The sequence below is a fragment of the Pseudomonas sp. GM50 genome (assembly GCF_000282375.1).
In the GTDB taxonomy this organism is placed as follows: domain Bacteria; phylum Pseudomonadota; class Gammaproteobacteria; order Pseudomonadales; family Pseudomonadaceae; genus Aquipseudomonas.
In genome coordinates, this window is the sequence record NZ_AKJK01000043.1 from 1 (window position 1) to 23,742 (window position 23,742).

At 59.4% G+C, this 23,742-nt stretch carries 22 protein-coding genes; 7 read left to right on the forward strand and 15 right to left on the reverse strand.

The genetic code is table 11. From position 1 onward, the window contains the following. Positions 1-25: 25 nt before the first annotated feature. Positions 26-1,498: a betaine-aldehyde dehydrogenase gene (betB, locus tag PMI30_RS20475; RefSeq protein ID WP_008008077.1), complete on the reverse strand. Its 1,473-nt coding sequence runs from the start codon at positions 1,496-1,498 to the stop codon at positions 26-28. Between the two features lie 108 nt (positions 1,499-1,606). Further along, a complete protein-coding gene (gene betI, locus PMI30_RS20470) occupies positions 1,607-2,200 on the reverse strand; it encodes a transcriptional regulator BetI (protein ID WP_008008079.1) in 594 nt (197 codons plus the stop codon). 380 nt (positions 2,201-2,580) lie between these two features. On the opposite strand from betI, the gene PMI30_RS20465 reads away from it, so the two are divergent. Next, positions 2,581-4,530 carry a BCCT family transporter gene (locus PMI30_RS20465; RefSeq protein ID WP_238541979.1) on the forward strand — a complete coding sequence of 650 codons (1,950 nt, stop codon included), beginning with the start codon at positions 2,581-2,583 and terminating at the stop codon, positions 4,528-4,530. Between the two features lie 220 nt (positions 4,531-4,750). Here PMI30_RS20465 and choV read toward each other — a convergent pair whose 3' ends face one another. The 3 genes from choV to PMI30_RS20450 form a co-directional block, all read right to left on the reverse strand. After that, entirely contained in the window at positions 4,751-5,929 is a 1,179-nt protein-coding gene (choV, locus tag PMI30_RS20460) for a choline ABC transporter ATP-binding protein (RefSeq protein ID WP_008008084.1), read from the reverse strand. Next, positions 5,926-6,771: a choline ABC transporter permease subunit gene (gene choW, locus PMI30_RS20455; RefSeq protein WP_007907521.1), complete on the reverse strand. Its 846-nt coding sequence runs from the start codon at positions 6,769-6,771 to the stop codon at positions 5,926-5,928. Before choW ends, choV begins: the two co-directional genes overlap by 4 nt. Before the next feature lie 65 nt (positions 6,772-6,836). Continuing rightward, positions 6,837-7,784 carry a choline ABC transporter substrate-binding protein gene (locus PMI30_RS20450; protein WP_008008089.1) on the reverse strand — a complete coding sequence of 316 codons (948 nt, stop codon included), beginning with the start codon at positions 7,782-7,784 and terminating at the stop codon, positions 6,837-6,839. A 437-nt stretch (positions 7,785-8,221) separates the two neighbouring features. On the opposite strand from PMI30_RS20450, the gene PMI30_RS20445 reads away from it, so the two are divergent. Together PMI30_RS20445 and PMI30_RS20440 are read left to right on the forward strand one after the other, a co-directional pair. Next, positions 8,222-9,598 (forward strand): L-serine ammonia-lyase, encoded by a 1,377-nt coding sequence (locus tag PMI30_RS20445; RefSeq protein WP_008008090.1) that lies wholly within the window; start codon positions 8,222-8,224, stop codon positions 9,596-9,598. A gap of 553 nt (positions 9,599-10,151) precedes the next feature. Next, complete coding sequence (locus PMI30_RS20440; RefSeq protein ID WP_007907526.1) at positions 10,152-11,255, forward strand: GlxA family transcriptional regulator; 1,104 nt, start codon at positions 10,152-10,154, stop codon at positions 11,253-11,255. Between the two features lie 115 nt (positions 11,256-11,370). Here the strand turns inward: PMI30_RS20440 and PMI30_RS20435 are convergent, their stop codons facing one another. The 6 genes from PMI30_RS20435 to PMI30_RS20410 all read right to left on the reverse strand — a co-directional run bounded on the left by PMI30_RS20435 (position 11,371) and on the right by PMI30_RS20410 (position 16,827). Beyond that, the gene (locus PMI30_RS20435; RefSeq protein WP_007937979.1) at positions 11,371-11,634 is read right to left on the reverse strand and encodes a hypothetical protein; all 264 of its coding nucleotides are present in this window, start codon (positions 11,632-11,634) and stop codon (positions 11,371-11,373) included. Positions 11,635-12,007: 373 nt separating this feature from the next. Continuing rightward, complete coding sequence (locus PMI30_RS20430; RefSeq protein WP_008008093.1) at positions 12,008-13,171, reverse strand: gamma-butyrobetaine dioxygenase; 1,164 nt, start codon at positions 13,169-13,171, stop codon at positions 12,008-12,010. Positions 13,172-13,184: 13 nt separating this feature from the next. Next, positions 13,185-13,661 (reverse strand): thioesterase family protein, encoded by a 477-nt coding sequence (locus tag PMI30_RS20425; RefSeq protein ID WP_008008094.1) that lies wholly within the window; start codon positions 13,659-13,661, stop codon positions 13,185-13,187. Between the two features lie 127 nt (positions 13,662-13,788). Continuing rightward, positions 13,789-14,754: an L-carnitine dehydrogenase gene (locus PMI30_RS20420; RefSeq protein WP_008008096.1), complete on the reverse strand. Its 966-nt coding sequence runs from the start codon at positions 14,752-14,754 to the stop codon at positions 13,789-13,791. Positions 14,755-14,896: 142 nt separating this feature from the next. Next, complete coding sequence (locus PMI30_RS20415) at positions 14,897-15,784, reverse strand: 3-keto-5-aminohexanoate cleavage protein (protein WP_008008106.1); 888 nt, start codon at positions 15,782-15,784, stop codon at positions 14,897-14,899. A 98-nt stretch (positions 15,785-15,882) separates the two neighbouring features. Further along, positions 15,883-16,827 (reverse strand): choline ABC transporter substrate-binding protein, encoded by a 945-nt coding sequence (locus PMI30_RS20410; RefSeq protein WP_008008108.1) that lies wholly within the window; start codon positions 16,825-16,827, stop codon positions 15,883-15,885. 222 nt (positions 16,828-17,049) lie between these two features. On the opposite strand from PMI30_RS20410, the gene PMI30_RS20405 reads away from it, so the two are divergent. After that, positions 17,050-17,997 (forward strand): GlxA family transcriptional regulator, encoded by a 948-nt coding sequence (locus PMI30_RS20405; RefSeq protein ID WP_008008109.1) that lies wholly within the window; start codon positions 17,050-17,052, stop codon positions 17,995-17,997. A 191-nt stretch (positions 17,998-18,188) separates the two neighbouring features. Here the strand turns inward: PMI30_RS20405 and PMI30_RS20400 are convergent, their stop codons facing one another. From PMI30_RS20400 to PMI30_RS20385, 4 genes are all read right to left on the reverse strand, one after another. Further along, entirely contained in the window at positions 18,189-18,605 is a 417-nt protein-coding gene (locus PMI30_RS20400; protein WP_008008110.1) for a DUF3010 family protein, read from the reverse strand. 32 nt (positions 18,606-18,637) lie between these two features. Then, entirely contained in the window at positions 18,638-18,961 is a 324-nt protein-coding gene (locus PMI30_RS20395; RefSeq protein WP_008008111.1) for a helix-turn-helix domain-containing protein, read from the reverse strand. Beyond that, positions 18,945-19,199: a type II toxin-antitoxin system RelE family toxin gene (locus tag PMI30_RS20390; protein WP_008008112.1), complete on the reverse strand. Its 255-nt coding sequence runs from the start codon at positions 19,197-19,199 to the stop codon at positions 18,945-18,947. Before PMI30_RS20390 ends, PMI30_RS20395 begins: the two co-directional genes overlap by 17 nt. Before the next feature lie 212 nt (positions 19,200-19,411). Then, the gene (locus tag PMI30_RS20385; RefSeq protein ID WP_008008113.1) at positions 19,412-19,813 is read right to left on the reverse strand and encodes a lysozyme inhibitor LprI family protein; all 402 of its coding nucleotides are present in this window, start codon (positions 19,811-19,813) and stop codon (positions 19,412-19,414) included. A 248-nt stretch (positions 19,814-20,061) separates the two neighbouring features. On the opposite strand from PMI30_RS20385, the gene PMI30_RS20380 reads away from it, so the two are divergent. The 3 genes from PMI30_RS20380 to dgcA all read left to right on the forward strand — a co-directional run bounded on the left by PMI30_RS20380 (position 20,062) and on the right by dgcA (position 23,724). Then, positions 20,062-21,039, forward strand: coding sequence for a dipeptidase (locus tag PMI30_RS20380; protein WP_007907542.1), 978 nt, complete (start codon positions 20,062-20,064; stop codon positions 21,037-21,039). 78 nt (positions 21,040-21,117) lie between these two features. Beyond that, entirely contained in the window at positions 21,118-21,648 is a 531-nt protein-coding gene (locus PMI30_RS20375) for a DUF5943 domain-containing protein (protein ID WP_007907543.1), read from the forward strand. A gap of 15 nt (positions 21,649-21,663) precedes the next feature. After that, positions 21,664-23,724 carry a dimethylglycine demethylation protein DgcA gene (dgcA, locus tag PMI30_RS20370; protein WP_008008115.1) on the forward strand — a complete coding sequence of 687 codons (2,061 nt, stop codon included), beginning with the start codon at positions 21,664-21,666 and terminating at the stop codon, positions 23,722-23,724. Positions 23,725-23,742: the final 18 nt, after the last annotated feature.

A 23,742-nucleotide genomic window follows, 5' to 3' on the forward strand; every position in this document is an offset into this window, starting at 1 on the left:
TCGCGGGCAACACAAGACTCGGGCCTTAGAACACCGAGGCGTAATCGCCCAGTTCGACCTGTACCGATTTGATGCGTGTGAAGTTGTTCAGCGAGCTGATGCCGTTCTCACGCCCCACACCCGACTGCTTGTAGCCGCCGACCGGCATCTTGGCGTCGGACTCGCCCCAGGCGTTGATCCAGCAGATACCGGCTTCCAGTTGATGGATCACACGGTGAGCGCGATTCAGGTCTTTGGTGACGACGCCAGCGGCCAGGCCGAACTCGGTGTCGTTGGCGCGACGGATCACTTCTTCTTCGGTTTCGTAGCTCAGGATGCTCATCACCGGGCCGAAGATTTCTTCGCGAACGATGGTCATCTCGTCGGTGCAGTCGGTGAACACGGTCGGTGCCACGAACGCGCCTTTGGCGAATTCGCCGTCGGTCAGACGATCGCCGCCGCACAGCAGGCGGGCGCCTTCTTCCTTACCTTTGGCGATGTAACCCAGCACGCTTTCCATGTGGGCGAAGCTGACCAGCGGGCCGAAGTTGGTGTTCTCGTCTTGCGGGTTGCCGACGCGAATGCGGGCAACGCGCTCAACGATCTTGGCTTCGAACGCGGCTTTCAGGTGGCTCGGTACGAACACGCGAGTGCCGTTGGTGCAGACCTGACCGGAGCTGTAGAAGTTGGCCATCATCGCGGTGTCGGCGGCGCGATCGAGGTCGGCGTCGTCGAAAATGATCAGCGGGGATTTGCCGCCCAGTTCCATGGTCACGTCTTTGAGCGACGAGGCGGAAGCGCTGGCCATGACCTTCTTGCCGGTGTCGGTGCCGCCGGTGAAGGAGATTTTTTCGATGCGCGGATGCTCGGTCAGCCAGGTACCGACTTCACGGCCGCTGCCGGTCAGTACGTTGAACACGCCGGCTGGCAGGCCTGCTTCGGTGTAGATCTCGGCCAGTTTCAGCGTGGTCAGGGAGGTGACTTCGCTTGGCTTGAAGATCATTGCGTTACCGGCTGCCAGGGCCGGTGCGGATTTCCACAAAGCGATCTGGATCGGGTAGTTCCACGCGCCGATACCGGCCACGACACCCAGCGGCTCGCGACGGGTGTAGACGAAAGACGTGGTGCGCAGCGGAATCTGTTCGCCTTCGATGGCCGGCACCAGGCCTGCGTAGTACTCCAGCACGTCAGCGCCGGTAACGATGTCGACGTAACGGGTTTCGGAGTACGCCTTGCCGGTGTCCAGGGTTTCCAGGGCGGCCAGTTCATCGTTGCGCTCGCGCAGGATGTCGACGGCACGACGCAGGATGCGCGAACGCTCCATGGCAGTCATTGCAGCCCAGATTTTCTGGCCCTTTTCGGCGCTGACCACAGCGCGCTCAACGTCTGACTGGGTCGCACGTTGTACGGTTGCGAGGACTTCACCGTTAGCCGGGTTGATGGCTTCGAAAGTGGCGTCGCTGCTGGCGTCACTGTAGCCGCCATCGATGTAGAGTTTTTGCAGTTCGAAACGGGCCATAAAGTCCTCGCAAGTGCATAAGTTAGTTGGCGTTAACCACCGGGCGTGCCGTAAAGCCTTGGCAACGCTGGTCAGTGGCGGTTCAGGTGCTGAGCGGTTCTGTGTGCTCTAACTCACCTGCTTGGCCAGTTGGAAATCCATGTATTCGTAAGCGATCTGGTGCGCCTGCCCGGTGTCGAAAGCATCTCCCGACAGCGCGCCGCGCAACCACAAACCATCAATGAGGGCTGCCAGGCCGCGGGCGGCGCTGCGCGCTTGATCAAGCGGCAACACACGGCGGAACTGGCAGCACAGGTTGGAATACAGACGGTGATCGTTGATCCGCTGCAACCTGTGCAATGACGGGTGATGCATGCTGGTGGCCCAGAAGGCCAGCCAGGTTTTCATTGCCGGGCCATTGACTTGGCTGGCGTCGAAGTTGCCTTCGATAATCACCTGAAGGTGAGCCCGTGGGCTGGTGTCCTCCAGCGCCTGACGGCGCGCGGTGACGTTCTCGCTGAGGACACTCATCAGATACTGCGCCGTGGCGGCGATCAGGCCGTTCTTGTCCTGAAAGTAGTGACTGATGATGCCATTCGAGACACCGGCCAAACGGGCGATCAGCGCAATGCTGGCGTCCCCCATGCCGACCTGATCGACGGCCTGTAGCGTGGCTTCGATCAATTGCTGGCGGCGGATGGGTTGCATACCGACCTTGGGCATCTTGCACATCTCCTTAGGCCTTCCCGTAGACGAATAACGGCTACCGGGTTGAGGGCCAGTCTATTTTGTTTTGATTGAACGTTCAATCAACAAAGAATAAGATCTGCGACAAATCGTCGCTGCTTACAGATTTTTCCTACGTGTAAATGGCGATAACCCGACATCCAAAAATGCTCGAAACCTATACGCACAGGCGTTCCAAGGGTTTCGGGCTTTTTTCGGGGTGTCTTTATATCACCCGCCGGTCGGCTGCCAACTAACCGATTGGTCGGGTAACGCGTTGCCTTGTGTTCTTCTCTCGCACTGCCTGGAGCATCTGTGCCATGAGTTCTGCCTCTCTAATAAAGACCCCACCCGAGAAGGTGACGGTCAACGGTTGGGTGTTCTACACCTCTACCGCGTTGATTCTGCTGTTGACCGCCATTCTGATCATCGCCCCGCAAGAGGCCGGCAGAATGCTCGGCATTGCCCAGGCGTGGTTGTCCCGCAGCTTCGGCTGGTATTACATGGTGGTGATCGCCGCCTACCTGGTTTTTGTGGTTGGCCTGGCGTTTTCGTCCTACGGCAAACTCAAACTGGGCAGCAAGGACGATACTCCTGACTTCAGCTACGGCGCCTGGGCGGGGATGCTGTTCTCGTCGGGCATCGGCATTTCCTTGCTGTACTTCGGTGCATCCGAGCCGCTGGACCACTATTTCAATCCGCCGGAAGGCGTGGCCGGCAGCAACCTTGCGGCCCGTCAGGCGGTGCAACTGACATTCCTGCATTGGGGCCTGCATGGCTGGGCGATCTACGCACTGGTCGGCCTGGCCGTGGCGTACTTTGCCTACCGTCATAACCAGCCGCTGGCGTTGCGGTCGGCGCTGTATCCGCTGGTCGGCGAGCGTTGGGTCAAAGGCGCGGCCGGTCATGCGGTGGACGGCTTCGGCATGTTCGTGACCCTGCTGGGGCTGGTGACGAACCTGGGGATCGGTTCGCTGCAAGTGTCGTCGGGGCTGGAAAACCTGTTCGGCATGGAGCACAGCAACACCAACCTGCTGATCGTGATCATTGTGATGAGCACCGTGGCGACCATCGCCGCTGTGTCTGGCGTGGAAAACGGTATTCGCCGCCTGTCCAACTTGAACATCGTGTTGTTCAGCGGCCTGCTGATTTTCGTGCTGCTGTTCGGCCCGACCCTGCACCTGCTTAACGGCTTTGTGCAGAACATCGGCGACTACTTGAACGGCGTGGTGCTGAAGACCTTCGACCTCTACGTGTACGAAGGCGACAGTGAGAAGTCTGACCGCTGGTTGGGCCTGTGGACTCTGTTCTACTGGGCCTGGTGGATTTCCTGGGCCCCATTTGTCGGCATGTTCATCGCGCGTATTTCCCGTGGTCGCACGGTGCGTGAGTTGGTGGCCGGCGTGTTGCTGATTCCGCTGGGCTTCACCCTGGCATGGCTGTCGATCTTCGGTAACTCGGCCCTGGACCTGGTGATGAACCATGGGGCGGTGGAACTCGGGAAGACGGCGCTGGAACAGCCGTCGATGGCGATCTACCAGTTGCTTGAGCATTATCCAGCGTCGAAGATCGTGATCGGCGTGTCGATTTTTGTCGGCTTCGTGCTGTTCCTGACCCCGGCGGATTCCGGCGCGGTGATGATGGCCAACCTTTCCTGCAAGGGCGGCAATGTTGACGAAGATGCGCCGCACTGGCTGCGGATTTTCTGGTCGGCAGTGATCACTCTGGTGACCATCGGTCTGTTGTTCGCCGGTAACTTCGAAGCCATGCAAACCATGGTGGTGCTGGCCGGTCTGCCGTTCTCCGTAGTGCTGGTGTTCTTCATGTTTGGCTTGCACAAGGCCATGCGCCAGGACGTGCAAATCGAACAGGAGCAAGCGGAACTGGCAGCGCGTGGTCGTCGTGGTTTCAGCGAGCGTCTGACCCAGCTGGACCTGCAACCGAACCAATCGATCGTTCAGCGTTTCATGGACAAGCAAGTCAGCCCGGCGCTGGAAGACGCCGCTGTGCAATTGCGTGCTCAGGGCCTGGATGTGCAGACGTTGCTGGGCAAGTCGAAACGCTGCATGGGCGTGCGGATCGAGATGGAAGAGGGCAACCCTTTTGTCTACGAAGTGAGCCTGGACGGTTATCTGGCGGCGGCGAGCGACACGGTGTCTGCTGAAAGCGCTGATGAACCGCGCGCACGTTACTACCGCGCCGAGGTGTACCTGCACAACGGCAGCCAGGATTACGACTTGATGGGCTTCACGCAGGATCAGATCACTCGTGACGTGCTCGATCAGTTTGAAAGCCATCGGCAGTTGCTTGGCCGGGTTTATAGCTAATAGGTGAGTGGCGCGGTGTTCCAGTGATACCGCGTCGTATTCTTCGCGGGCAAGCCTCGCTCCTACAGGTATTCGGTTGATCACCTATTTATGATTCAACCCCTAACCTGTGGGAGCGGGCTTGCTCGCGAAGGGGTCATCAGCCGCAAAACTGCATGACCCGATATCCCGCAAACAAAAACGCCGCGATCTCTCGCGGCGTTTTTGTGTCTGTTGCTTCTTACCCCAGGTTCTTGCCGAGTAGCGCGTGATACAACTCGCTGTCGCCAAGGATCCCGACAACCTTGTTGTTGTCGTGCAACACCAGCTTGTTGCCGGTCTGGTAACGAATCTGCAGCGCATCGCGCATGCCGATGTTGGAGTCCACCAGTGTTGGCCGACGCCCCAAACCTTCAACCGCTTGCCCTGGTATCCAGTTCTGCAGGTCCAGGCTCGAGCCGTTCTGGCGTGCGCCTTTGATGGTGTTGCCCTCTGCCAGGTCCAGCCACGAATCGCCGCCCGGATCCAGGCACACCGAACCGTTGATGCGTTTGCAGTTGTCCAGGGTGCGCATCAGGCTGCGACCACACAATACGTTCAGCGGGTTGGTGTGGGCGACGAAGGTACGCACGTAATCATCCGCAGGGTTGAGGACGATTTCTTCCGGTTTGCTGTACTGGATGATCCGGCCGTCCTTCATGATCGCAATACGGCTGCCGAGCTTCAGGGCTTCATCGAGGTCGTGACTCACGAAAACGATGGTCTTGCTCAGTTTGCGTTGCAGCTCCAGCAGTTCGTCTTGCAGACCTTGGCGAATCAGCGGGTCGAGGGCCGAGAACGGTTCGTCCATCAGCAGAATGTCGGCGTCCATCGCCAGTGCTCGGGCCAGACCGACACGCTGTTGCATGCCACCGGAGAGCTCATTGGGTTTCTTGTTGCGCCACTGGGTCAGGCCCACCAGCTCAAGCTTCTCGTCCACCAGTTTGCGGCGTTCCTTCTCGGGGCGACCCTGCATTTCCAGACCGAAGCTGATGTTCTCGCGCACCGTCAGCCAAGGCATCAGGGCGAACTTCTGGAACACCATCGCGATGCGCTTGGTGCGCATCATTTTCAGTTCCGCCGGCGTACACGAGGCGATGTCGATCTGCTTGCCTTCGTGCTCGACGAACAACTTGCCACGGCTGACGGTGTTGAGGCCGTTGATGCAACGCAGCAGGCTGGATTTACCGGAGCCGGACAGACCCATCAGTACGCAGATTTCACCTTTTTCGATGTCCAGGCTGGCCTTTTCGACACCGACGATTTGCCCGGTCTTTTTCAGAATCTCGTTGCGGGTCATGCCCTGGTCGAGGAGTTTGAGGGCCGCGCGCGGGTCTTTGGAGAAGATCACGTCCACGTCTTCGAAGCGAATAATGCTCATGCGTCACCCCCTACTTTAGCGTCGGGTTGTTTGCAGATACGGTCGAGCATGATCGCCAGCAGTACGATCGCCAGGCCTGCTTCGAAGCCCAGGGCGATATCAGCAGTGTTCAGTGCGTTGACCACGGGTTTGCCCAGGCCATCGGCGCCCACCAGTGCCGCAATCACCACCATCGACAACGACAGCATGATGCACTGGGTGATACCGGCCGCGATGCTTGGCATGGCGTGGGGCAGTTCAATTCGCGAGAGCAGTTGACGGCGCGAGCAGCCAAAGGCCTTGCCGGCGTCCATCAGTTCGTCTGGAACATCGCGGATACCCAGGTAGGTCAGGCGGATGGGCGCGGCAATCGCGAACACCACCGTCGAGATCAGACCCGGGACCACACCCAGACCGAAGAGGGTCAGGGTAGGAATGAGGTACACGAAGGTCGGCACGGTCTGCATCAGATCGAGCACCGGCCGCATCACTGTGTAGAACATCGGTTTGTGCGCGGCGACGATGCCCAACGGCACGCCGATCAGCACGCACACCAGGGTGGCGAACAACACCTGGGCGAGGGTTTCCATGGTTTCCTGCCAGTACCCCAGATTGAGGATCAGCAGAAAGGAGGCGATGACGAAAACGGTCAGGCCCCATTTGCGTTGGATGAAGTGTGCCAGTAGCGCGATGAGGCCGATCAATGCCAGCGGGTTGAACCAGGTCAGCGCAAAAGTCACGCCGTGGATCATCGTTTCCAGTGACACGGCGATTGCGTCGAAGGTGCTGGCGCCGTTTTGCGTCAACCATTCAACGAAGCCCGCGATGTACTGGCCTAAAGGTATTTTCTGATCAATCAGCATGGTAGTGAACGTCCGCATGCAAGGGAATAAACAGCCCGGGCGAGCGAACTCGCCCGGCGTAAGCATTACTGCGCAAGCTTGGCTTTCACGGCCTCCAGGCCAGGTTTACCGTCAATGGTGGTCACGCCAGCAAGCCAGGTATCGAGCACCTGTGGATTCTTCTTCAGCCAGGCCTTGGCGGCCGCGTCAGGTTTCATTTTGTCGTCCAGGACGTTGCCCATCAGCGTGCTTTCCATGTCGAGGGTAAACACCAGGTTTTTCAGCAACTGACCAACGTTGTTGCATTCCTGTGCGTAACCCTTGCGGGTGTTGGTGTAGATGGTCGCCTGGCCGAAGTTCGGGCCGAAGTATTCGTCGCCGCCAGTCAGGTACTTCATCTTGAAACGCGTGTTCATCGGGTGCGGTTCCCAGCCCAGGAACACCACGGCGGTGTTGCGGCGCTGGGCGCGATCGACTTGCGAGAGCATGCCTGCCTCGCTGGACTCGACCACCTTGAAGCCGGCGTCTTTCAGGCCGAAGGCGTTCTTGTCGATCATGCTCTGGATCAGGCGGTTGCCGTCGTTACCCGGTTCGATGCCATAGATCTTGCCGTCGAGTTCTTTCTTGAACTTGGCGATGTCGGCGAAATCTTTCAGACCTTTGTTATACAACTCTTCGGGGACGGCGAGTGTGTATTTTGCGTTTTCCAGATTAGCGCGCAGGGTGTCCACGGTGCCGGCATCGCGGTAGGCCTTGATGTCGTTTTCCATGGTCGGCATCCAGTTGCCGAGGAACACGTCCATGTTCTTGCCGTCGGCCAGGGACTTGTAGGTCACTGGCACGGAAATCATCGTGGTCTTGGTCTTGTAGCCCAGGGCATCGAGAACGACGCTGGTAGTGGCGGTAGTGACGGTAATGTCCGTCCAGCCGACATCGGAGAAGTTTACGGTGCTGCATTGGGCCGGTTCTGCGGCTTGAGCCAGAAACGGCAGACTCAGCATGGCGGCCAACAACAACGACGGGGAACCTTTCATAAGGGGCGACTCCTTGGTGTTTTTTTTGGCAGTGTTCCGACTGGACCACCGCACTTATCTGTTGCGGTTGGATGGCGTTTTGGAGACAGCTCTACCACGGCGCCTTGCAATCGAGTCGATACGATCATGTACCAGTGAAAATCTGACGCCTACAGGGTGCGTCGTAACCAGTACAGGGATGGTCGCATCCAGTGTCGGTAACGTCGTTTACAGCTTTTTTCAGCCCGTTTTGCCCCTCTGATCCGCAAGAAAACGGCGAAAACACAGCGTAAGCGGCCTGCGGCGCTAGCGAGCATGAGTGCGTCGGTGTGAGACGTTGAACGACATGACAAAAGCCTGATGATGCGGCCATCTCGGCGGATTGCAGCTTGAGCGTAGCAGCTCCGTCACTGGGCGCTTTTGCGCCTGGAGCAGGCACATCCAGGAGTTCAGCAGTAATGGCTATCAGCGTTTTCGACTTGTTCAAAATCGGCATCGGCCCTTCCAGTTCGCACACCGTGGGGCCTATGCGCGCCGCGGCGCTGTTCGTGCAGAATTTGCGCGAGCGGGGGCTTCTGGAGCAGGTGTGTCGCGTCGAAGTTCAGCTTTATGGATCGCTTTCGGCCACCGGCATCGGTCACGGTAGCGACAACGCGGTGATCATGGGGTTGATGGGCGAATGGCCGGACGCAATTGATCCGTCGCAAATCGGCATCCGCATCGAGACCCTGCGTGAAACCGGCACGCTATTGCTCGACAGTCGTTTGTCGGTCCCGTTCATCTGGGCCCGGGACATGCGCCTGATCGACGAGAACCTGCCGTTCCATCCCAACGCCATGACCCTGGTTGCCGAAGGCGATCACGGCGAGTTGCATCGCGACACCTACTATTCCATCGGCGGCGGTTTTGTCGTCGATGAGGCCCAGGCTTCCAGCGGCGTGGTGGATCTGGATCGCACCGTGCTGCCTTACGACTTCTCCAGTGCCGTCGAGCTGCTCAGTCTCTGCAAGCAGCACAACCTGCGCGTTGCAGAGCTGATGATGGCCAACGAGAAAGTCTGGCGCAGCGAAGAGGAAATTCGCGCCGGCCTGATGAAACTCTGGCGCGCGATGCAAGATTGCGTGGAGCAAGGCCTCAAGCACGAAGGCATCCTGCCTGGCGGCCTGAATGTGCGTCGTCGCGCAGCCAAACTGCACCGTAGCCTGCAGGAGTTGAACAAGCCCAACGTGATCGGCTCGACCTTGAGCGCCATGGAGTGGGTCAACCTGTTCGCCCTGGCGGTCAACGAAGAAAACGCTGCTGGCGGGCGCATGGTTACGGCGCCGACCAACGGCGCGGCGGGAATCATTCCGGCGGTGCTGCACTACTTCATGAAGTTCAGCGAGGCAGTGACCGACGCCAACGTGGTCGACTACTTCCTCAGTGCCGCAGCGGTGGGGATTCTGTGCAAGAAGAACGCCTCGATTTCCGGTGCCGAGGTCGGGTGCCAGGGGGAAGTCGGTTCGGCCTGCGCCATGGCGGCGGCCGGGTTGGCGGAGATTCTCGGTGCCACACCGGAGCAACTGTGCAACGCGGCGGAAATCGGCCTGGAACATAACTTGGGCCTGACCTGCGACCCGGTGGGCGGGCTGGTGCAAGTGCCGTGCATCGAGCGCAATGCGATTGCCGCGGTGAAAGCGATCAACGCAGCGCAGATGGCGCTGCGCGGCGACGGTCAGCACTTTATCTCGCTGGACCGGGTGATCCGCACCATGCGTGATACCGGTGCCGACATGCACGACAAATATAAAGAGACATCGCGCGGTGGGTTAGCGGTTAGCGCGGTTGAGTGTTGAGACCGGGTTGACCTGTGGCGAGGGGGCTTGCCCCCGTTCGGCTGCGCAGCAGTCGTAAAGATTTCAGGGCCGCTGCGCGACCCAACGGGGGCAAGCCCCCTCGCCACAGAGATCCCATTAGCTTCAGACCAGTCAAAACTGCGCGGCAAGTGAACACCCGCACCAAAACGCGCCACCTTTTGGCGCGTCGCTTACAGATAAGCGCCTCACCCAAGGTCAGGGATCCAAACCAGCCTTGACCGTCCGTCACCCGTGCTTGCGGTGACACTCTCCCGGAGAGGGTCGCAGCCCTGTTCCCACAAGTGCTACCGATTTGCTCACACGCAACGGGGCAGAGGGGCTGCGGCCCTTGATGGCACTTATAACCTCCCGTCTCTGCATGTCATATTTAGACACATCGCGACGTCGTTTTCAGGAGTTATTGAACGCGCATTCAATTTTAGGCATGGCAATTGCTCTGTCATTACAAAGCCCGTCTCCCACGCGAGAACGATGGCAATAAAAAGAGCCTCCGCCTGAGGCCATCACCCGCTTTGTGTGAGGAGATACCGCGATGACGACGTTCAACTCCGGGGCCCAACCCCAGAACCGTGCGCCTCAATCCATCGGCTTTTTGCTGCTGGACAATTTCACGCTTATTTCTCTGGCCTCCGCAGTAGAACCTCTGCGCATGGCCAACCAATTGTCCGGCCGCGAGCTGTATCGCTGGACCACACTCACCGTCGATGGCGGTCAGGTCTGGGCCAGTGACGGTCTGCAGATCACCCCCGACGCCTCCATGCACAAAGCGCCTCCCCTGGACACCATCATCGTCTGCGGCGGTATCGGCATTCAGCGTACCGTGACCCGCGAGCACGTGTCGTGGCTGCAAAGCCAGGCGCGTCAGTCCCGTCGTCTCGGCGCGGTCTGCACCGGTAGCTGGGCTCTGGCGTGCGCCGGCCTGCTGGACGGTTTCGATTGCAGCGTGCACTGGGAATGCCTGGCGTCGATGCAGGAAGCTTTCCCGCGGGTAGCCATGAGCACCCGACTGTTCACCCTCGACCGTAACCGTTTCACCAGCTCCGGCGGCACCGCGCCGCTGGACATGATGCTGCACCTGATCAGCCGCGATCACGGTCGTGAACTGTCGGCCGCGATCTCGGAAATGTTCGTCTACGAGCGCATCCGCAACGAGCAGGATCACCAGCGCGTGCCGCTCAAGCACATGCTCGGCACCAACCAGCCGAAGTTGCAGGAAATCGTCGCGCTGATGGAAGCCAACCTCGAAGAACCGATCGACCTCGACGAATTGGCGGTATACGTCGCCGTTTCGCGTCGTCAGCTGGAGCGGTTGTTCCAGAAATACCTGCACTGCTCGCCGTCGCGTTACTACCTGAAACTGCGCCTGATCCGCGCTCGGCAACTGCTCAAGCAAACGCCGATGTCGATCATCGAAGTGGCGTCGGTATGTGGGTTCGTGTCTACGCCGCACTTCTCCAAGTGCTACCGCGAATACTTCGGCATTCCGCCGCGCGACGAGCGCGTGGGTTCCAACACCACACAACAAGTGGCGATGATGCCGCTGCCGCAAGCACTGGTGCTGTCGCCATTGTCCGGGCCGCTGTCGGCGTTGAGTCAGGCGCGCAATGAGTCGACTTTCGCGAGCGTAAGGCTCTAGACCGCGCGGGCTTCATTCGCGGGCAAGCCTCGCTCCTACAGGATTGATGTCGATCGCGATTGTTCGATACGACGCCAAACCTGTAGGAGCGAGGCTTGCCCGCGAAGGCAATCTATCAGGCGCTACGGCTCTGCTGATACTCCGCCAGCGCCGGCAGCAATTGTTTGTCGATCGCCTGGCGCACGGCCGGCAGGATGGTCGCGCTGCTGGTGTACATCTGCTTGACCATGGTGCGCAGTGTCATCGCCCGCTCATCGTTCAAGCCTCGCACCGCACACTCGCAAGCCTGTTCGGCCGTGGAGCCGCTCGGTACTTGAAAGCCCAACGATTTCAGCTGGCCCAACAGGTCTTCCTGGTCAATCAAATCGGCGTGCATCATGACGCAATCCTTCTTCAGGGAACGGTGTCGTGGCTCGATTCTGGTAGGGGCTGTGGATGGCGGCAAGGACGATTTGTCGCAATGGCCGCAATACCTATGAACAGGTCGTTTTCGGCTAACTTGCCATGCATGGGAATGGGCACACTGGATTCAGCTGGCTTCACGAAGGTTTGGTCACCCTCGCGCAACAGCTCCTCAACAGTACCCTCCTCAGCTCCGATCCTGTCACGGCTTGATCGGGGTTTTTTTTGCCTGTGAATCAGTGATGAAAGTGTTGATTGGGCTGACGCTTTCGCGGGCAAGCCTCGCTCCTACAGAGTTTTGCGTGATTCCTGTAGGAGCGAGGCTTGCCCGCGAAGAACGATGACGCGGTTTATCTTTGCAACACCAAAATCCGCGACAGCAATTCATCCCGATCAACATAGCAGCCCTGGAAATGCCGGGCGCCGGTAGCGGGGTCGAAAGCGTTGCGGGCGTGGAGGGTGCGACGGTTGTCGAAGCACCACAGCTCACCGGGTTTGAGCCGCGCCACCACCCGGAAACGCGCCTCGCGGGTCATCGCAATGAAGCGACGGTAAGCGCGATACAGCTTGGGCATCTGCTCGACTGAAGCATCGAACGGCCCACGCAGAAAGTTCGCCATGCGGATTTCCGACACCTGCCCGAAAGCATCCAGGGCGATGATCGGCGCCAGACAGCGGTAGTCGCTGTGGCGGTCCTTGTTGCGGAACTCCACGGGAATTTCACACAAGGCTTGAAACGCCTCGGGATCTTCCTGGCGCAAGGCTTGGGCGATGGCAAAACCGTCGACGAAAATGCTCTCGCCACCGTCGGCGTCATTGACCAGGCAATGCAGAAATTGCAGCCCCGGTTGCAACTCCCGGGTCGGCAGATCGCTGTGCAGCGGCAGGTTGAAGGCGGTGTAGGCATTGCTGTCGGCGTCGGCCTTGGATTGCACGTTGAACAGCACACCGAAATTGCTCTCGCGAATGAACGAAATCCGTTGGGCGATCAGCTTCAGCGAGCCCGGCTCAGTCGGTACGCCGCGAACCTGAGTCAGGCCGATGTCGCGCACGGCCAGCAGCCATTGCAGCAAGGCATCGTTGTCGTCCATCAACGCCTGATAGTCGAACACCGGCAACTTCAGCTGGCTGTCCCACAGCTTGCTTTTCGGTTTGGCGGCCCGGCGTTCGGCGCGGGTTTCGTCGTCATAGGCGTGGGCTCGCAGCCAGCCCGGGTCGAAGCGGCTGAGGTGGCCGTCCTGCCAATCGACACACAAGCAACCATCGGTATCGATTCGAGCGCTGGTGGGGATCAGATTTTCCGCGACATCGACGATTTCCAGCACTTGCTCGCGGGTCACCGTGTAGACGCACTGCGGGCACGGGCAGTTATCCCGTAGCCATTGATGATGAAAAGGGCTGACCCGACCGTCCGCCCACTGCACTTGAATTCGGTCCGCCAGGGTGTGCACGGCGGTCAACGCGCTGATCAACGGGTAGGTGCGGAAATCGGCAAAAGCGGCGGCGGTGTTCATGACGAGCTCCTTGTTATTTTTCGGGGGGTAAAGCAATCACTCGGCCGATCCAGGTGGGGGCGGGCAGGTCGGCTTGCTCGGCGACAATGGCTTGCAGCTTGCTCAAGGTTTCTTCGCTGAACGGTGCGGATCGCGGCCCGGCAAGGTCGACGTGCAGCAGCATTTGTTCATTGCCCGCCAGCTCCTTGTCACCGCCCACCAGATGCAGGCTGTGGTAGAGGTGCAGGCGCTTGCGGTCATGGCCGATGATCTGGGTATGCACCTCGACGTCGGCATCGAGCTTCACTTCGTGCAGGTAGTTGAGGTGCAGCTCGAGGGTGAACAGCGAATTGCCGCTGGCTTCGCGGTTGTTGCTGTCCATGCCCAGCCGATCCATCAGCGCGTCGGTGGCGTAGCTGAAAATCAGCAGATAGAAGGCATCGCGCAGGTGGCCGTTGTAGTCGACCCAATCGGGGATGATTTTGGTTTGGTAGGTGGTGAGGGTGGGCATGATGTCACATCCGAAATGGTTGAGGCCTGTAGGAGCGAGGCTTGCCCGCGAAGAACGATTACACGGTGCATCAGGTAGACCGAGTTATCGTTCTTCGCGGGCAAGCCTCGCTCCTACAGGGGGGCGTTTAGTCTGCGAACGCCATTCCATGCTTCTCTTTGGTGGTTTTCACCGCCTCCAGTACCGCCAGCAAGCAATCATCACGATAGCGCTCCAGCGCCGAGATGCTGTGCTTGCCCAACTGCTCGCTGGTGCCATCCACCACATCATCAATCAATTTGTCGGTCAGCTCCGGTGCCGGCAGATAGGTCCAGGGCAACTGCAACGCCGGCCCGAACTGCGCCATGAAGTGCCGCATGCCCGCGTCGCCGCCCGCCAGGGTGTAAGTCAGGAAAGTACCCATGAACGACCAGCGCAGGCCTGCGCCAAAACGAATCGCATCGTCGATTTCACCGGTGGTCGCCACACCGTCGTTAACCAGGTGCAGCGCCTCACGCCACAGCGCTTCGAGCAAACGGTCGGCGATAAAACCGGGTACTTCCTTGCGCACATGCAGCGGGCGCATCCCTAAGGATTCGTAAACTTTCATTGCCGCTTGCACCGCTTCCGGCGCGGTATTTTTGCCACCGACCACTTCCACCAACGGCAGCAGGTAAACCGGGTTGAACGGATGCCCGACCACGCAGCGTTCCGGGTGGGTCGAGCTCTCGTAGAACTCGCTTGGCAACAGCCCCGAAGTACTGGAGCCGATCAAGGCATTGGGCTTGGCCGCTGCGCTGATTTTGCTGTGCAGTTCCAGTTTCAGATCCAGTCGTTCTGGAGCACTTTCCTGAATGAAATCCGCATCGCGAACGCATTCTTCGATGGTTGCGACAAAGCGCAGCCGATCCTGCGACGCGCCGGGTGCCAGGCCTTGCTTCTCCAGCGCGCCCCAGGCGTTGGCGACACGTTTGCGCAGGGCCGCTTCGGCACCGGGCGCCGGATCCCAGGCCACTACGTCGAGGCCGTGGGCAAGGGCGCGGGACACCCAACCGCTGCCGATGACACCGCTGCCCAGGGCTGCGAAGGTTTTGATATCAGTGATAAAGCTCATGGCGATGTCCTAAAGAATTTTGGTAAGCCCTGTAGGAGCGAGGCTTGCCCGCGAAGAGGCCGGTACATCCAACGCATCTCTGGCGGCAGGAAAACCGCCTTCGCGGGCAAGCCTCGCTCCTACAGGGTTTTGTGTGTGGGGGTTAACCGCGCTTGGTCAGGCCCATTTTTGCCCGGCCTTCAGCCGGCGTCAGAACGCGGGCGCCGAGGCGGCTGAGGATTTCGCTGGCGCGTTCGACCAGTTGGCCATTGGTCGCCAATACGCCCTTGTCCAGCCACAGGTTGTCTTCCAGACCGACCCGCACGTTGCCGCCGAGCAGCACCGCTTGCGCCGCCATCGGCATTTGCATGCGACCGATGCCAAACCCGGCCCAGACCGCGTCGGCCGGTAGGTTGTCGACCATGGCTTTCATGGTGGTGGTGTCGGCCGGCGCGCCCCACGGGATGCCCAGGCACAGCTGGAACAACGGGTTATCCAGCAGGCCTTCCTTGATCATCTGTTTGGCGAACCACAGGTGACCGGTGTCGAAGATTTCCAGCTCGGCCTTCACCCCCAGCTCTTGAATGCGTTTGGCGCCAGCACGCAGCTGCGCCGGTGTGGACACATAAATGGTGTCGCCGTCGCCGAAGTTCAGGGTGCCGCAATCCAGGGTGCAGATTTCCGGCAGCAGTTCTTCGACGTGGGCGAGACGGGTCAACGGGCCGACCAGGTCAGTGTTCGGGCCGAACTCCATCGGGTTCTCGCCCGCGCCGATTTCCAGGTCGCCGCCCATGCCGGCGGTGAGGTTGACGATGATGTCGACGTCGGCCTCGCGGATACGCTCCATCACTTCGCGGTACAGCGCCACGTCACGGCTGAACTTGCCGGTTTGCGGGTCGCGAACGTGGCAGTGAACCACGGTAGCGCCGGCCTTGGCGGCTTCCACGGCGGCCGCGGCGATTTGTTTTGGGGTGACCGGCACGTGTGGGCTTCTGGCGGTCGTGTCGCCAGCACCGGTGAGTGCGCAGGTGATGATGACGTCGTGGTTCATGAGGCAGGTTCCTTACAGGCGTGATTTTTGGGTGTGGCACAGGGCGTGACGATTCCGTTCGCAGCCCGCGTCGGGCTGCGAATCGGCGTTCAATCGGTTTATTTACTGGTCAGTTTCAGGTTTTCAGCCGCCGGTTTGCCATCGAAGGTGGTCACGCCTTCGAGCCAGCGTTGCTTGTCTTGCGGGTGATCCTTGAGCCATTGCTTCGCCGATTCGAAAGCGTCTTTGTGATCCAGCAGCGGCTGCATCATCCGGCTCTCGTCTTCGGCGGTGTAGGTCAGGTTGCTCAGCAAACGACCAATGTTCGGGCATTGTTCGGCGTATTTCGGCGCGGTGACTGTCCAGACGGTGGCCATGCCTTCGTTCGGGCCGAGGGCGTCTTCGCTGCCGGTGAGGTAGGTCATTTGCACGTTGACGTTCATCGGGTGCGGGGCCCAACCGAAGAACACCACGGCTTCCTTGCGCCGCACGGCGCGATCCACCGCGGCCAGCATGCCGGCCTCGCTGGACTCGACCAGCTGGAACTTGCCCAGGCCAAATTGATTCTTGGTGATCATCGCCTTGATCTGGGTGTTGGCGCCCGAGCCAGGCTCGATGCCGTAAATCTTGCCACCCAGTTCTTTTTCGAACTTGGCGATGTCGGCGAAGGTTTTCAGGCCTTTGTCGGCGAGGTAAGTCGGCACGGCGAGGGTGGCGCGAGCATCCTTGAGGCTTGGCGCTTCAAGCACTTTGACCTGCTTGGCATCGACAAACGGCGTGATGGTCTGGGTCATCAGCGGGTTCCAGTAACCGAGGAACACGTCCAGTCGCTGGTCGCGAATGCCGGCGAAGATGATTTGCTGGGAGGCGCTGGTCTGTTTGGTGTTGTAGCCGAGGCCGTCGAGCAACACCTGGGTCATGGCGCTGGTGGCGATCACGTCGGTCCAGTTCACTACGCCCATGCGCACGTTCTGGCACGACGCGGGTTCGGCCGCCATGACGCTGGCGCTCAAGAAAGCGGTACCGCTGAGTGCAAGAACACAGCTGCTGATCAGTCGTTTCATGTCGGGTTCCTCGGCAGGTCGTTATTGTGGGTTCCGGTGTCTGATGCGCCGGTGATGCCAAGTTACGCAGCAAAGCCCCCGTGAAAACGCACTGCGGCGACCAGCTCTTGCACTGCAGCGACCTGAGCCCTTGAATGCTCGTTGCAAGTGGCGTATCAACGTCCACACGCTAACGCCCTCTCGTTACCTGGCCTCTTTTTACCTGCTAAGCGAGTGCGCTCCATGTCCCAGGATTTCTACTTCTTGTTGATGCCGGGTTTTTCGGCGATCGGTTTTATCTCGGCGATCGAGCCGTTGCGGGTCGCCAATCGCTTTCGCGGCGAGCTGTACCGCTGGCATGTGTTGAGCGCCGATGGTGGGGCGGTGTTGGCCAGTAACGGCATGTCGGTCAACGCCGATGCCGCGCTGGAACCCCTGAAGAAAGGCGCGACCTTGCTGGTGGTCGCCGGTTTCGAGCCGCTGAAGTTCGCCACTCCGGCCCTGGAGCACTGGTTGCGACGTTTGGACATCGAAGGCGTGACCCTCGGCGCCATCGACACCGGCAGCTTCATCCTCGCTGAAGCCGGTCTGCTCGATGGCCATCGCCTGACCTTGCACTGGGAAGCCATCGACGCCTTCAAGGAGTCTTATCCACAGCTCAGCGTCACTCAGGAGCTGTTCGAGATCGACCGCCGACGCATCACCTCTGCTGGCGGCACGGCCTCCATCGACCTGATGCTCGACCTCATCGGCCAGGCCCATGGCCCGGAACTGGCGATCCAGGTCAGCGAACAATTCGTACTCGGGCGCATCCGTCCGCGCAAAGACCACCAGCGCATGGAAGTCGCCACGCGGTATGGCATCAGCAACAAGAAACTGGTGCAGGTGATTGGGGAGATGGAGCAGCACAGCGAACCGCCACTGAGTACCCTGGAGCTGGCGGAATCGATCAAAGTGACCCGGCGTCAGCTGGAACGCCTGTTTCGCCTGCATCTGAACGACACGCCGAGCAATTTCTACCTGCGGTTAAGGCTGGAGAAGGCGCGGCAGTTGCTGCGTCAGACGAACATGAGTGTGTTGGAAGTGAGCATCGCGTGCGGGTTTGAATCGCCGTCGTATTTCACCCGCAGTTATCGGGCGAGATTCGAGCGCTGCCCGCGTGAAGACCGCCGGCAAAGCCAGAAGGCCTGAAACCGTCCCCTAATGTAGGAGCGAGGTTTGTGGCGAGGGGGCTTGCCCCCGTTGGGTCGTGAAGCGTCCCCAAAACCTGCAGTCGCGATGTGTCAGCCGCACCGCAGGCAATGTTTTACGACTGCTTCGCAGCCGAACGGGGGCAAGCCCCCTCGCCACACAAGCCTCGCTCCTACAGGGATGTGTTGTTTTTACTTCTTCATCAAGGCCGAGCACGCCGCCTTGTACGCTTCATGCTGATACTTGTTCAGCGTCTCCGGCAGTGCAAAATCGAACTTTTTATTCTGCGCATTGATGGTCTGCGGCGACAGCAGTGTCACCTCGCAATTTTCCAGCAGCTGGAAAATCCCCTCGATTTTGAACGTAGTCGGCCCACCGGCGAACTCGCCTTTCTTGCTGCGCTTCTTGATCGCGATCCGGTCGATGGAGTTCTCACGGACAAACGACGCCACCTGAGCGGCGAAGACTTTGACGTTGGCGGCTTCGTCGTCCTCATCGAGGGCGATTTTCCTGGTGGCGAGGGCGACGTGACTGAGCGCCTGACCGTCGAGGGAGGCCACGGCGATGATCGCTTCGCTGCCTTTGATTTCGATGCCGCAGATTTTCATTTCAATCCCTTTTCCTGATGCTGGCGTTCAGCTTACAACTCTAGTTGGTTGGCGGTGATGCCAAAAGCTGCGGCAATTTTTTCACGGGTTGCCTTGCGGGGCTTGGAGGCCGTTTCTTGCTGGGCGAAAGCCGGTTGGGAAATGCCCATTCGCTTGGCAACTTCATCCTGCGTAAGGTTCAGGTGTTCGCGCCAGGCGCGAATGGGTGTCGCGCCATCGACGATGCGACTGACCACTTCGTGGGGGATCAGATCGGGCTCGATCTTCTGCGCCACATACTGCGCGTACGGAATAACCACGAACGCCGGTTTTCCCTCCGCGTCGTTAATGATTTGAATTTCAGTAGGTGCGTTCATCGCGTTTTTTGACCTCTTGAATACTGACCACTTTGATCGCGCCATCCCAGTCGAACATAACCCGATAACTACCGACTCGCATTCGATAGGCGTAGTCATGACCAACCAGTGCTTTGACGTTGCCTACATCAGGCATGCCAGCTAGCGCCGTGATGGCATCACGAACCCGGATCTGATGAGCGGAATGCAATTTCAAGAGCTGCTTAACGGCCTTTCGAGTCCAGTGAATGCTGTTCATGGAATAATATAAGTCTTTTATAGGATTTGCGAATCTTTACTTATATTTTTCAGGTGGCCAACAAACGAAATTTGTCGGGATGTTGCTCGAAAAAAACGGCTTTAACCCTTACCCAGCAAGAGTTGTAGGCTTGCTCGGTGACACCTGTGGGAAAGATCTTAATTGAAGGTAAAAGCTGGTAGGGCTACCAGCTTTCGACGGACGATTCAGGATCACTCCTGCCCAATCGACTCCAAAAACTCCGACCGCTCGTCACTCATGCGCGCTACGCAATCATTCTGCGCAATGGTGAACGCTTTGCTACCGCTGGTCGCCGGAAATGCGTCCACTGCGCAATCGGCATCCCGGGTTTTCAGCCATTGCTGTTGCGCGGTCTTGATTTTGGCGGTGATGTCGGTCAGTTGCGCCTTGTTGTTGCCGTAAAGCGTTTGCATGCGCTCGGTCAGGCTCTGAAAGTTGTCGCTTAGCAGCTGTTCGGCGGTGGTTCTGCTGTAGGCCGAGCATTCCAGGGTCTGGATTTCGTTTTCGACGGCGTCGCAGGGGTTGTCGTTGGCCTCTTCAGCTGCTTGTACGCCAGTTGCCATCAGTGCCAAAGCCAGGAAGATCGATTTCATTGCGCCGCCGCCCCTTAATCCAGTAATGCATTCAGTAAAACATCCAGTGATACGGCGAATTCTGGCCCAAGCGGGCGGCGTTGGATAGGTAGGCAATGACGCCTGTTAACGACCCTTTGTCGCGGATTGACGCTTTCGGCAAACCCTCTGTCGTTTTTGCACCCGGCTACCCCCGCACCGAGGCATATGCTGGCCCCAAAGCGCCGGCACACGATTCGGCGCATGAATCGCTAATAGGGGACAGCCTGATGAGCCCAGCCGAATTGCACGCCGACAGCATCGTTATCGACGGGCTGATTATTGCCAAGTGGAACCGCGAGCTGTTTGAAGACATGCGCAAGGGCGGTCTGACCGCGGCCAACTGCACCGTGTCGGTGTGGGAGGGCTTCCAGGCCACTGTCAACAACATCGCCGCCAGCCAGAAGCTGATCCGCGAGAACAGCGACCTGGTGATTCCGGTGCGCACCACCGCCGATATCCGCAAGGCCAAGGAACAGGGCAAGACCGGCATCCTCTTTGGCTTCCAGAATGCTCACGCGTTTGAAGACCAGATCGGCTACGTCGAGGTCTTCAAACAGCTCGGCGTCGGTATCGTGCAGATGTGCTACAACACCCAAAACCTGGTGGGCACCGGTTGCTACGAGCGCGACGGCGGCCTGTCGGGTTTCGGTCGTGAAATCGTTGCCGAGATGAACCGTGTCGGCGTCATGTGCGACCTGTCCCACGTCGGTTCGAAGACCTCCGAAGAAGTCATCCTCGAATCCAAGAAGCCGGTCTGCTACTCCCATTGCCTGCCGTCGGGTCTGAAAGTACACCCGCGCAACAAATCCGATGAAGAACTGAAGTTTATTGCCGACCACGGCGGTTTCGTCGGCGTGACCATGTTCGCGCCGTTCCTGGCCAAGGGCATCGATTCGACCATCGACGACTACGCCGAAGCCATCGAATACACCATGAACATCGTCGGCGAAGACGCCATCGGCATCGGCACCGACTTCACCCAGGGTCACGGCCAGGACTTCTTCGAATACCTGACCCATGACAAGGGCTACGCCCGCCGTCTGACCAGCTTCGGCAAGATCATCAACCCGCTGGGCATCCGCACCGTGGGCGAGTTCCCGAACCTGACCGAGACCCTGCTCAAACGCGGCCATTCCGAGCGTGTGGTGCGCAAGATCATGGGCGAGAACTGGGTGAATGTCCTCAAGGACGTCTGGGGCGAATAAGCCACCGCATTTCTGAATCCTTTCCCCCGGCCGTCCGTGCCGGGGGCAACACAACGAATTTTCTGGAGTTAAGTTTCCATGGCCAAGATCGCCCCGCAATTGCCAATCGAAGTCGACAGCGAAACCGGTGTCTGGACCTCCGACGCCCTGCCGATGCTGTATGTGCCGCGTCACTTTTTCGTCAACAACCACATGGGCATCGAGGAAGTGCTGGGCGCCGACGCCTACGCTGAAATCCTCTACAAGGCCGGCTACAAGTCCGCCTGGCACTGGTGTGAAAAAGAAGCTGAATGCCACGGCCTGGAAGGCGTCGCAGTGTTTGAGCATTACATGAAGCGTCTGTCGCAACGCGGCTGGGGCCTGTTCAAAATCCAGGACATCGACCTCGACAAAGGCACCGCCAGCGTCAAGCTCGAACACTCCGCATTTGTCTACGTGTACGGCAAGGTCGGACGCAAGGTCGACTACATGTTCACTGGCTGGTTCGCCGGCGCCATGGATCAGATTCTTCAGGCCCGTGGCAGCTCGATCCGCACCGTTGCAGAACAGGTTTACGGTGGCTCCGAAGAAGGCCACGACGACGGTTTGTTCACCGTCAAGCCGTTGTAAGTCGAGGAACCCGCCATGGCTTTCGAAGCAATGTTTCAACCGATTCAAATCGGCAAACTGACCATCCGCAACCGCGTGCTCAGCACCGCGCACGCCGAGGTCTACGCCACCGACGGCGGCATGACCACCGACCGGTACGTCAAGTATTACGAAGAGAAAGCCAAGGGCGGGATCGGCCTGGCGATTTGCGGCGGTTCCTCCAGCGTGGCCATCGACAGCCCGCAAGGCTGGTGGAAGTCGGTCAACCTGGCCGACGACCGGATCATTCCGCACTTCCAGAACCTGGCCGATGCCATGCACAAGCATGGCGCCAAGATCATGATCCAGATTACCCACATGGGCCGTCGCTCGCGCTGGGACGGCGAGCATTGGCCAACCCTGTTGTCGCCGTCGGGCATCCGTGAACCGGTGCACCGTGCGACCTGCAAAACCATCGAACCGGAAGAAATCTGGCGGGTCATCGGCAACTACGCAAGCGCAGCTGCACGGGCCAAGGCCGGTGGCCTGGACGGCGTCGAGCTGTCTGCCGTGCACCAGCACATGATCGACCAGTTCTGGAGCCCACGGGTTAACAAACGTACCGATGAATGGGGCGGCAGCTTCGAAAACCGCATGCGTTTCGGCCTGGAAGTGATCAAGGCTGTGCGCAAGGAAGTCGGTCCTGACTTCTGCGTCGGCATTCGTCTGTGCGGTGATGAGTTCCACCCGGACGGCTTGTCCCACGAGGACATGAAACAGATCGCCAAGTACTACGACGACACCGGCATGATCGACTTCATCGGCGTCGTGGGCTCGGGTTGCGACACCCACAACACCCTGGCCAACGTTATCCCGAACATGAGTTATCCACCGGAGCCATTCCTGCACTTGGCCGCCGGTATCAAAGAAGTGGTGAAGGCTCCGGTTTTGCACGCGCAGAACATCAAGGACCCGAACCAGGCGACCCGTATTCTGGAAGGCGGCTACGTCGACATGGTCGGCATGACCCGCGCCCACATCGCCGACCCGCACCTGATCGCGAAGATCAAGATGGGCCAGGTCGACCAGATCAAACAATGCGTCGGCGCCAACTACTGCATCGACCGTCAGTACCAGGGCCTGGACGTCTTGTGCATCCAGAACGCCGCGACTTCCCGTGAATACATGGGCGTGCCGCACATCATCGAGAAATCGACCGGTGTGAAGCGCAAAGTCGTGGTGGTCGGTGCCGGTCCTGCCGGGATGGAAGCGGCTCGCGTGTCGGCCGAACGTGGCCACGACGTGACCCTGTTCGAGAAGAAAGAATTCATCGGCGGGCAGATCACTACCGCATCGAAAGCTCCACAACGGGACCAGATCGCCGGCATCACTCGCTGGTTCCAGCTGGAACTGGCGCGCTTGAAAGTCGATCTGCGCCTGGGCGTGGCGGCGGATGCGGCGACTATTCTCGACCTGCGTCCGGACGTGGTGGTGCTCGCTGTCGGCGGTCATCCGTTCCTGGAGCAGAACGAACATTGGGGCGCGGCTGAAGGCCTGGTGGTTAGCAGCTGGGACATCCTCGACGGCAAGGTTGCACCGGGCAAGAACGTGCTGGTCTACGACACCATTTGCGAGTTCACCGGGATGTCGACGGCTGACTTCCTCGCCGACAAGGGCAGCCAGGTCGAGATCGTCACCGACGACATCAAACCGGGTGTGGCCATCGGCGGTACGTCGTTCCCGACGTACTACCGCAGCATGTACCCGAAAGAAGTGATCATGACCGGGGACATGATGCTGGAGAAGGTCTACCGCGAAGGCGACAAGCTGGTGGCGGTGCTGGAAAACGAATACACCGGCGCCAAAGAGGAGCGGGTGGTGGACCAGGTCGTCGTCGAAAACGGCGTGCGTCCGGACGAAGAAATCTACTACGCGCTGAAGGAAGGCTCGCGCAACAAAGGCCAGATGGACATCGAAGCCCTGTTCGCGATCAAGCCGCAACCTTCGCTGAGCCAGGCGGGCGACGGCTACTTGCTGTTCCGTATCGGCGACTGCGTGGCCCAGCGCAACACCCACGCGGCGATCTATGACGCGTTGCGGTTGTGCAAGGATTTCTAAGAGCTTGTGGATAACCTG

Bases quoted from the DNA above. Each gene is read 5' to 3' on its own strand.
- betB (WP_008008077.1), bottom strand. From the start codon at position 1,498: ATGGCCCGTTTCGAACTGCAAAAACTCTACATCGATGGCGGCTACAGT.
- betI (WP_008008079.1), bottom strand. From the start codon at position 2,200: ATGCCCAAGGTCGGTATGCAACCCATCCGCCGCCAGCAATTGATCGAA.
- choV (WP_008008084.1), bottom strand. From the start codon at position 5,929: ATGAGCATTATTCGCTTCGAAGACGTGGACGTGATCTTCTCCAAAGAC.
- choW (WP_007907521.1), bottom strand. From the start codon at position 6,771: ATGCTGATTGATCAGAAAATACCTTTAGGCCAGTACATCGCGGGCTTC.
- PMI30_RS20450 (WP_008008089.1), bottom strand. From the start codon at position 7,784: ATGAAAGGTTCCCCGTCGTTGTTGTTGGCCGCCATGCTGAGTCTGCCG.
- PMI30_RS20445 (WP_008008090.1), top strand. From the start codon at position 8,222: ATGGCTATCAGCGTTTTCGACTTGTTCAAAATCGGCATCGGCCCTTCC.
- PMI30_RS20440 (WP_007907526.1), top strand. From the start codon at position 10,152: ATGACGACGTTCAACTCCGGGGCCCAACCCCAGAACCGTGCGCCTCAA.
- PMI30_RS20435 (WP_007937979.1), bottom strand. From the start codon at position 11,634: ATGATGCACGCCGATTTGATTGACCAGGAAGACCTGTTGGGCCAGCTG.
- PMI30_RS20430 (WP_008008093.1), bottom strand. From the start codon at position 13,171: ATGAACACCGCCGCCGCTTTTGCCGATTTCCGCACCTACCCGTTGATC.
- PMI30_RS20425 (WP_008008094.1), bottom strand. From the start codon at position 13,661: ATGCCCACCCTCACCACCTACCAAACCAAAATCATCCCCGATTGGGTC.
- PMI30_RS20420 (WP_008008096.1), bottom strand. From the start codon at position 14,754: ATGAGCTTTATCACTGATATCAAAACCTTCGCAGCCCTGGGCAGCGGT.
- PMI30_RS20415 (WP_008008106.1), bottom strand. From the start codon at position 15,784: ATGAACCACGACGTCATCATCACCTGCGCACTCACCGGTGCTGGCGAC.
- PMI30_RS20410 (WP_008008108.1), bottom strand. From the start codon at position 16,827: ATGAAACGACTGATCAGCAGCTGTGTTCTTGCACTCAGCGGTACCGCT.
- PMI30_RS20405 (WP_008008109.1), top strand. From the start codon at position 17,050: ATGTCCCAGGATTTCTACTTCTTGTTGATGCCGGGTTTTTCGGCGATC.
- PMI30_RS20400 (WP_008008110.1), bottom strand. From the start codon at position 18,605: ATGAAAATCTGCGGCATCGAAATCAAAGGCAGCGAAGCGATCATCGCC.
- PMI30_RS20395 (WP_008008111.1), bottom strand. From the start codon at position 18,961: ATGAACGCACCTACTGAAATTCAAATCATTAACGACGCGGAGGGAAAA.
- PMI30_RS20390 (WP_008008112.1), bottom strand. From the start codon at position 19,199: ATGAACAGCATTCACTGGACTCGAAAGGCCGTTAAGCAGCTCTTGAAA.
- PMI30_RS20385 (WP_008008113.1), bottom strand. From the start codon at position 19,813: ATGAAATCGATCTTCCTGGCTTTGGCACTGATGGCAACTGGCGTACAA.
- PMI30_RS20380 (WP_007907542.1), top strand. From the start codon at position 20,062: ATGAGCCCAGCCGAATTGCACGCCGACAGCATCGTTATCGACGGGCTG.
- PMI30_RS20375 (WP_007907543.1), top strand. From the start codon at position 21,118: ATGGCCAAGATCGCCCCGCAATTGCCAATCGAAGTCGACAGCGAAACC.
- dgcA (WP_008008115.1), top strand. From the start codon at position 21,664: ATGGCTTTCGAAGCAATGTTTCAACCGATTCAAATCGGCAAACTGACC.